This is a genomic window from Ensifer sp. SSB1, assembly GCF_016652895.1.
Lineage (GTDB): Bacteria > Pseudomonadota > Alphaproteobacteria > Rhizobiales > Rhizobiaceae > Ensifer.
In genome coordinates, this window is record NZ_JAEPRP010000048.1 from 32,854 (window position 1) to 41,475 (window position 8,622).

6 protein-coding genes are annotated in these 8,622 nt (G+C 62.0%); all 6 read left to right on the forward strand.

Annotated features, from left to right (window positions below):
- Window positions 1-72: 72 nt before the first annotated feature.
- A complete protein-coding gene (gene argS, locus I8N66_RS14310; RefSeq protein WP_291154617.1) occupies window positions 73-1,833 on the forward strand; it encodes an arginine--tRNA ligase in 1,761 nt (586 codons plus the stop codon).
- A 63-nt stretch (window positions 1,834-1,896) separates the two neighbouring features.
- Window positions 1,897-4,869, forward strand: a complete 2,973-nt coding sequence (locus I8N66_RS14315; RefSeq protein WP_291154619.1) for an SPOR domain-containing protein — start codon at window positions 1,897-1,899, stop codon at window positions 4,867-4,869.
- A 153-nt stretch (window positions 4,870-5,022) separates the two neighbouring features.
- Complete coding sequence (nagZ, locus tag I8N66_RS14320) at window positions 5,023-6,039, forward strand: beta-N-acetylhexosaminidase (protein ID WP_291154621.1); 1,017 nt, start codon at window positions 5,023-5,025, stop codon at window positions 6,037-6,039.
- A gap of 83 nt (window positions 6,040-6,122) precedes the next feature.
- The gene (locus I8N66_RS14325; protein ID WP_291154628.1) at window positions 6,123-6,941 is read left to right on the forward strand and encodes a ScpA family protein; all 819 of its coding nucleotides are present in this window, start codon (window positions 6,123-6,125) and stop codon (window positions 6,939-6,941) included.
- Window positions 6,934-7,665, forward strand: a complete 732-nt coding sequence (gene scpB / locus I8N66_RS14330; protein ID WP_291154623.1) for an SMC-Scp complex subunit ScpB — start codon at window positions 6,934-6,936, stop codon at window positions 7,663-7,665. Before I8N66_RS14325 ends, scpB begins: the two co-directional genes overlap by 8 nt.
- Window positions 7,666-7,741: 76 nt before the next feature.
- Window positions 7,742-8,622 (forward strand): ABC transporter ATP-binding protein (locus I8N66_RS14335; RefSeq protein WP_291154625.1); only part of this gene is annotated, 881 nt, incomplete at its 3' end.

Sequence of the window (8,622 nt, forward strand, 5' to 3'; positions counted from 1 at the left end):
TTCAATCGAACCGGGCCTCCTTTTTGAGTTTTGCGCCGACCACATGTTGGTCGGGAAAAGCGGACGGATCAGATGAATCTCTTCACGGACTTCGAATCAAGAATTAAGGACATTCTCGAAACGCTTGATAGCGTTCGAGAAAAGCGATCCGAACTTGACTTCGGCCGTGTCAATGTCGAACCGCCGCGCGATCCGAGCCACGGCGATGTCGCGACCAACGCCGCCATGGTGCTGGCGAAGCCGCTTGGCATGAACCCGCGGGCGCTTGCCGAACTTATCGTTGAAAAACTGAAGCAGGATCCGGAAGTCACCGAAGTGACTGTTGCCGGCCCGGGCTTCATCAACGTCCGGCTTTCGGTATCCTATTGGCAAAAGCTGCTGTCGAACATGGTGCGCTCCGGCCTCGACTATGGCCGCAGCACCGTCGGTTCTGGCCGCAAGGTCAACGTCGAGTATGTCTCGGCCAACCCGACCGGACCGATGCACGTCGGTCATTGCCGCGGCGCCGTTGTCGGCGACGCGCTTGCCAACCTGCTGGCTTTTGCCGGTTATCAGGTGACCAAGGAATACTACATCAACGATGCAGGGTCGCAGATCGACGTTCTCGCGCGCTCCGCCTTCCTGCGCTATCGCCAGGCGCTGGGTGAAGAGATCGGCGAAATCCCGGCGGGTCTCTATCCGGGTGATTACCTCGTTCCGGTTGGCGAGGCGCTTGCTGACGAATTCGGCACGAGCCTGCGCCTGATGCCTGAAGACAAGTGGATGCCGCTCGTCAAGGATCGGACGATCGATGCGATGATGGTGATGATCCGCGAAGATCTCGCGGCGTTGAACGTCAACCATGATGTCTTCTTCTCCGAACGCACGCTTCACGCCAACGGTGCAGCGGCGATTCGTACCGCCATCAACGACCTGACCTTCAAGGGGCACGTCTACAAGGGCACGTTGCCGCCGCCGAAGGGGCAGCTTCCGGAGGATTGGGAAGATCGCGAGCAGACGCTGTTCCGCTCGACGGAGGTCGGTGACGATATCGACCGTCCGCTGATCAAGTCGGACGGAAGCTACACCTATTTCGCCGCCGACGTTGCCTACTTCAAGGACAAGTTCGACCGCGGCTTCGACGAGATGATATATGTGCTGGGTGCCGACCATGGCGGTTACGTCAAGCGGCTCGAGGCTCTGGCGCGCGCCGTATCCGGCGGTTCGTCGAAGCTTACAGTTCTGTTGTGCCAGTTGGTCAAGCTCTTCCGTGACGGCGAACCGGTCAAGATGTCGAAACGCTCCGGCGATTTCGTGACGCTGCGCGACGTCGTCGACGAAGTCGGCCGCGATCCGGTTCGTTTCATGATGATCTATCGGAAGAATTCCGAACCGCTCGACTTCGACTTTGCCAAGGTTACAGAACAGTCCAAGGATAATCCGGTCTTTTACGTGCAATATGCCCATGCACGTTGCCGGTCGGTGTTCCGTCAGGCGGCAGAAGCTTTCCCCGACCTGGACATCGAATCGCTTGATTTCGCCGGTGCCATTCAGGGGCAGATCGTCGATCCGACAGAGCTTCAGCTGGTCGCCAAGCTCGCAGAATATCCGCGTGTGATCGAGGCTGCGGCACTGGCTCAAGAGCCGCATCGCATCGCGTTTTACCTGTATGATCTTGCCGCTGCCTTCCACGGACATTGGAACAAAGGTAAAGAGAATCCGGAATTACGTTTTGTTAACGATAAAAATAGAGAATTAAGTACTGCCAGACTCGGGCTGGTGCATGCTGTCGCTTCGGTATTGAAGTCCGGCCTGTCTATTACAGGCACCTCCGCACCGGAGGAAATGCGATAAGTATTGTCACCATTTTCCCACAATGCACTGGCACATAAATACAGGCAATTGTGAGTGGAGAGCATGGCAGACAAACAATTCGCACGAAGCGGGCCGGCTGAATTCGATGTATTGGCAGACGATGATCCGTTGGCCGAACTCGCCCGGATCGTCGGTTACGATGCCCGGCCGGCCGTACAGCAATTGCAAGAGTTGCAACGACATCAGGAGGCGGTCCGTCAGGATCCCGCCTTCGATCTCGAAGACGAACTCCTTCGCGCTTTCGATAGCTACGATGCGCCCCGCGCGGCGGAGCAGCCTGCGGTCGAGCCGGTTTCTGCGCCGCAGCCGGCCGAAGAGGCTCGGATCGAGCCGGTAGCAGAGCTCGCGGAAGAGTATGAAGCTCCGATCTTCCGTCAGCCTGAGCCGGTCGCAGCGCCGGCCGCCGTCGTCGAAGACGAGTCGGAACCGGTCGTTGAGGTGCAGTCGTTCACGCCCGCTCCTCAGCTTGTAGAGACTGATAGCACCGAATTCGCCGCCGATGAGCCGGCATTCGATCTGGAACGCGAGCTCGAACTGTCGCTCGGCGAAGCCGATCTGCTGCCGTTCGAAGACGAGCCGGCATCCGAGGTAAGAGAAGAGGTCGTCGAGGACTGGCGGGCCCCGGTGGAAGAGCCGATTACGGCTTGGGCCGAGCCTGCTCCTGTTGTCGAGCCGACCCCGGTCTACGCCGAACCGGCTCCGGTGGTTCACGTCGAACCGGCCCCGGTTTACGTCGAGCCCACGCCAGACTATGCCGAGCCGGTCTTCGACGTTGCTCCCGAAGAGCGTGCGGATGATGCAGCATATGCGAACGAGACAGTCGCGGAAGGCGGTGCTGAACATGAGGCCGCTGGCGACGATCTTCTAGCGGATGTCGAGCGGTTCCCGGTTCCGCCGGTGGCTGCCGTAGTTGCCGCTGCCGTACAGTCGCATCCGGCGCTTCATGCGACGGAACAGCTCGTCGTTGCTCCCGCCGCCGCCCCGGTCAATACGGTTGCGGCGCCGCTGAAGAAAAGCCCCTATCCCTTTACGCCGACCTTCAGCCGGGCGACACCCGTTGCGTCGGCTACGGGCGCCAGCCAACAGCGCGCCTTTGCCGGTCCGCTTGTGTCGCAGGCCGCTCCGGTCGCCGCACCTGTCATCGCAGCAGTCGTCACACCGGCCGCTACGCCGGTGGTCGAGGCTGCCCAGCCGGTTCAAGCGGCCCAGGTCGTTGCGGAACCGGAAAATGAGCCGGGCTTCGACATCGAGAACTTCGAAATGGAGCTCTCCGACGCCGCGCTGAAGCTCGATCTTGCCGACCTCGGCCCGACCGAACCGGTTGCCGTCGCGCCTGCCGTCGTGCCGCAAGCGGTCGCGCAGCCGGTCATTGAGGCGCCCGTCATGGAGGCGGTCGCTCCGCAGCGCGAACCGGAACGTTCTGTCGAAACCTTCGTGGCTGAGGCCCCGGTGGAGCAACAGGACGCACAGCCGGAAAGCACGCTGCCCTTCGATCCCTCGATGATCGCAGAAGCAGAGAACGGAGTGGCGCCGATCGCCGATATGGACGTGCCGCAATTGCCGGTCATCGAAACGGAAAAGCCGGTCGTCTATCCGGCAGATTACGATCTCGATATCGACGCGGAGATGGCGCAGCTGTTCGGTACGCCTGCTCCGGCTGCCAAGGATGTCCGCCCGGTTGCGGCTGAAAAGGTCGAGGCAGCTCGTCCGGCTCCGGCGGCAAGCGCAAATCCTTCATTTGGCACCGGCGGTCTCGACGATTTCGACGCTTTTGAAAAAGCGATGGAGGAGGATTTCCGTCGCTCCATGACCGAGCGCCAGTCCCCGGTGCGTGATGCCGAGCGGGTTTCCGCAGGGCAGCGCGAGGAAGATGCAGGCGACTATCGCGACTATGGCTCAGGTCGGCGGTCGCAGCGTACGATTCTGCTTGCAGCAAGTGTTGCCGGCGTCATCATTCTCGGCGGCGCGGCTGTTTACGCCTGGATGGGCGGCAGCGATGCGGCAACCACTGCTGAAGGCCCCAAGATCATTCTCGCCGACAAGGGACCGGTAAAGGTCGTGCCGGAAGAAAAGGGCGGCAAGACCGTGCCGAACCAGGACAAGGCGGTTTACGATCGCGTCGCTGGCGCACAGGCCGGTGCGCCGCAGCAGGATGCATTGGTTTCTTCGACTGAAGAGCCGATGGACGTCGTTCAGAAGACGCTGACGCCGGAAACGCTACCGCTCGAGGGCAGCGACGACTCGGATGGCCTGCAGGCAAACCTGCCGGCTGACGACGAGGATGGCGCTCGTCTGCTGCCGGACGGTGGCGCCCAGACTGCCGCTCAGGAAGAAGACAAGGCACCGGCCGTCGCACCGCGCAAGGTGCGCACCATGATCGTCAAGCCGGATGGTACGCTGGTTGCTCGTGAAGAGCCTGTTGCCGCACCGGCGACCGATGTCGCGGGCACGGCGCAGCCACTGCCGGATGCGCCGTCGAAGGAAGTCGCGTCGGCTGATGTGACCGCGGCCGGTCAGGCATCGGCTAGTGTCGACCAGGTGGCGCTCGCCGCAACGGGCAATGCCAACATAGAACAGGTTCCGGTCCGCAACGTGACGACGACGGCAACCGGCGACAAGGCGCCGAAGCCACAGACGCGTCCGGCCGAGCAGGCCAACGCGGCCGCGGCGCCCGCAGATCGCGACAATGTTCGTCCGGTCGACGAGCAGGCGGTTGCTGCGGCGGCAGAAGCGCAGCCAGCGCAGCAGGTTGCAACGGCATCGGTTCCGGCTGGCGGGTACTTCATCCAGGTCGCGTCCCTGCCGTCCGAAGCTGAGGCGCAGAAATCCTACAACAGCCTTTCCAGCAAGTTCGGCAACGTCATTGGTGGCCGCGGGGTCGATATCCGCAAGGCGGAGATCGCCGGCAAGGGTACTTACTATCGCGTCCGCATCCCGGCCGGCTCCAAGGAAGAGGCAAACGCCCTGTGCTCCAAGTACAAGGGTGCTGGCGGAAGCTGCCTGGTCACCAAGTAAGCCGGGCAAACGGATAGAGTTGAGGAGGGCGCGGCTCATGGGTCGCGCCCTTCGTATTTTCAGGACTTTGACCTCCACATGGCCCTGTGCATGAGCGACAGCCCCTCGTCTTTGTGGCTTCGCGTCGGGCGGTACCCGCTCTATGCTCTTTCAATGAGCGAATCAAAAGCATTTATCTCGGGCTGCAAGGGCCTGTCTCTCAACGAAGACGAACGCCAGTTCTTTGCCGGCGAGCGGCCATGGGGCTTCATCCTGTTCGGGCGCAACATCGGGGAGGAGCAGCAGATCTCCGATCTGGTGGCGGCGCTTCGCGACAGCATTGGCAATCCGAATGCGCCTGTGCTCATCGATCAGGAAGGTGGGCGCGTGCAGCGCATTCGACCACCGCTCGTCCAGCAATACCCGAATGGCGCGGCGATCGGCGAAATCTACCGCCGGGACCGTGAGCTCGGCCTGCGCGCAGCCTGGCTCATGGGACGCCTACATGCGTTCGACCTGATGCGCTTCGGGATCACCGTTGATTGCCTGCCGGTGCTGGACGTGCCGGTTCCCGGCAGCCACGATGTCATCGGCAACCGTGCCTACGGCCATGATCCAGAGAGCGTGACGGCGATCGGTCGGGCGATGGGCGAGGGACTGAAGGCTGGCGGCATGCTGCCGGTCATGAAGCACATGCCCGGCCACGGCCGCACCTTTGTCGACTCGCATCACAATCTGCCCGTGGTCAGCGCCATTTTCGATGAACTCGCCGCCAGTGATTTCCTGCCCTTCGTCGCGATGAAGGACGAGGTTATGGCTATGTCGGCGCACATGGTCTTCACGACCATCGATCCGGATAATCCTGCGACGACCTCCGCGAAGGTCGTCCGCGAGGTCATCCGCGGTCACATCGGTTTCGATGGCCTCTTGATGTCTGACGACGTCTCGATGAACGCGCTTGCGGGCGATATGTCGACGCGCGCGCGCAACATCATTGCCGCAGGGCTTGATCTCGTCTTGCATTGTCATGGCATAATGGAAGAAATGAAGGCCGTCGCTGACGTCGTGCCGGTTCTCGCTGGCGAAAGCCTGCGGCGCGTAAAGGTGGCCGAGGCGGCTTTCCGGGCGCCTGACGATGCGAACGAAAGCGATTTGCGGACCGAGTTCAACGGCCTGTTCGCGACGGTGTAGGACAGACGTAGCCAGCAGGAAGGATCGGGCTGTCAGTGAGCAATGCGGGCGAAAGACAAGGCAAGCCTGCGTCGAAGGCGCCGATGGAGCCCCTGTGGCAGGAAGAGAGCGAAGAGCGCGGCTTGCATGAAGAAGCGCTGGTGGTGGATCTTGCCGGGTTCGAAGGCCCACTCGATCTCCTGCTGCATCTCGCCCGTAGCCAACGCGTCGATCTTTCGCGCATCTCTGTGCTTGCGCTGGCAGAACAGTACATCGCTTTCGTCGAGCGGGCGCGCAGCATCCGCATCGAGCTTGCCGCCGACTATCTCGTCATGGCGGCTTGGCTTGCTTACCTGAAGTCGCGCCTGCTGATCCCGCAACAGGCCAAGGACGATGGCCCGACGGGTGAGGAAATGGCCTCGGCTCTGGCCTTCCGGCTGAAGCGCCTGGAGGCGATGCGTGAGGCGGCAACGCGGCTGATCAACAGGAACCGGCTCGGCCGGGATGTGTTCGTTCGTGGTGCGCCGGAGCATATCGTCACCGAAAAGAAGTCAGGTTTCGACGCTTCGCTCTACGATCTGTTGAGCGCCTATGCGAGCTTGCGCCAGCGTCAGGCAATCACGCAGGTGACGATCGAGAAGCGCCACGTGTGGTCTCTTGCCGATGCGCGCCTGATCCTGGCACGCATGATCGGCGGTCTCGACGATTGGACCGCGCTCGACCATTTTCTGATCCGCTACATGACGACGCCGAAGGAACGGGCAACCGCGATCGCCAGTTCCTTTGCCGCCTCGCTCGAAATGGTCCGCGAGGGCCGGTTGGAGATCCGTCAGGAAGAGGCGTTTGCGCCGATCTATCTCCGGCGTGGACCGAACCCGATCGATGCGGAGACGCTTGCCGAAATGGAGGCAGCCCGTGGCTGAAGCCCAAAAATACATGCCGGAAGCTCCCGACGAGGACGATGAGATCGACGCGACGTCATCGCTTGACCCTCGGTTGGAGCAGGAGGCCGAGCGGATTGCCGAAGCCCTGGTCTTCGCGTCGGCGCAGCCAGTGTCGGAGGCTTACATCGAAAGCCGCTTGCCGCGTGGCGCCGATGTCGCCCGGATCATGATGCGCCTGAAGGCGCTCTACGCGACGCGGGGAGTCAATCTTGTTCAGGTCGCCGACCATTGGGCTTTCCGCACGGCCGCCGATCTCTCTTTCGTCGTGCAGACCGATGAGCAAGAAGTCCGCAAGCTCTCGCGCGCTGCGCTCGAAGTGCTTGCCATCATTGCGTACCATCAGCCGGTGACCAGGGCGGAGATCGAGGATATTCGCGGCGTGCAGACGTCGAAGGGTACGCTTGACGTGCTGATGGAGGCCGGCTGGGTTCGCTTCCGCGGGCGTCGGCGCACGCCGGGCCGTCCCGTTACCTTCGGCACCACCCGCGATTTTCTCGATCACTTCGGTCTCGAGGAACTGCGCGACCTGCCGGGTATCGAGGAGCTGAAGGGGGCAGGGCTGCTTTCCGGCCGCGTGCCGTCGAACCTCAATATTCCCGTTCCCGTGGGCGAAGATGAGCTTGCCGAGAACGAAGACCCAATCACCCAGCTCGACCTTGAAGAACTGGGGCTCTTGACACCGAAGGGCGAAGAAGCCGATTAAAACCTGAATGGGGATATCGGCTTTCCCTAGGCGCCGGCAGTTTCAGCGGGTGCGACTGGTGTCAAGGAATGCAAGCATGGTTTCAGATCCGCAGGACGCTCCCGTCATGACAACGCGACGGACAGCGGGTGTATCCTTCGCGGCGAGCCTGAGCTTCGAAGATATTCATCATAGCTACCACGCCAAGGAAACGATCAAGGGCGTCAGCCTGGCGGCGAAAGCCGGCGAGGTTCTTTGCCTGCTCGGTCCGTCCGGGTCCGGAAAGACCACCCTGCTGCGTATCGCCGCAGGGATCGAGAAGCAGAGCGCGGGACGCCTACTGCTCAACGGTCAGGAAATCTCTGGCCCGTCTGTCTTCCTGCCGCCCGAAAAACGCGGCGTCGGCCTGATGTTTCAGGATTTCGCGCTGTTCCCGCATATGTCCATTCGCGACAACGTCCGCTTCGGTCTGACGGCGCTGCCAAAGAAGGAAGCGTTGAACCAGGCGGACGCGGCGCTCGAGCGGGTGGGCCTCTCCCATTACGCTGATCTGTACCCGCATGTGCTCTCCGGCGGCGAGCAGCAGCGTGTGGCACTTGCGCGCGCCCTTGCACCGCGACCCGCCGTACTTTTGATGGATGAACCGTTTTCGGGCCTCGACTCGCGCCTAAAGGATTCGATCCGCGCCGATACGCTCGCCATCCTCCGGGAGACCCGGGCAACGGCGATCGTCGTTACCCACGATGCTGAAGAAGCGATGCGCATGGCCGACCGAATTGCGCTTCTGCAGGATGGGCGGCTTGTCCAAGTGGGGACGGCAGACGAACTCTACCGCCACCCGAAAAACCTCTTCGCGGCTGGTTTCTTCTCGGAAATCAATGTGTTCAATGCGCAGGTTCGCGGCGGTCGCGTCGACACGCCGGTCGGCACCGTGTCGGCCGGGCGTCACGGTGAAGGGGAACGAGTCTCGGTCGCCGT